1 protein-coding gene is annotated in these 209 nt (G+C 57.4%); it reads left to right on the top strand.

The features are described 5' to 3' along the window. Positions 1–209: integrase core domain-containing protein (locus GZH79_RS17640; protein WP_211645090.1), on the top strand; the 209-nt coding region annotated here is incomplete at both ends.

The following is a 209-nucleotide window of genomic DNA, read 5'->3' as shown; positions in this document are numbered from 1 at the left end:
ATACACCGAACGGCTTGCAGAAGCCAAAATTGCGCCTTCTGTCGGCAGCGTCGGGGATTCATATGACAACGCCTTGGCCGAAACGATCAACGGCCTGTTCAAAGCCGAGGTCATTCACCGCCGTGGCCCATGGCGCAGCTTTGAAGCCGTCGAATATGCCACCCTGGAGTGGGTCGATTGGTTCAACAATCGCCGTCTGCTGGAGCCCA

It is taken from the genome of Loktanella sp. SALINAS62, from assembly GCF_018263905.1.
In the GTDB taxonomy this organism is placed as follows: Bacteria; Pseudomonadota; Alphaproteobacteria; order Rhodobacterales; family Rhodobacteraceae; genus Loktanella.
Note: the sequence above shows the minus strand (reverse complement) of the source record. Positions and strands in the feature narration are given on the sequence as shown.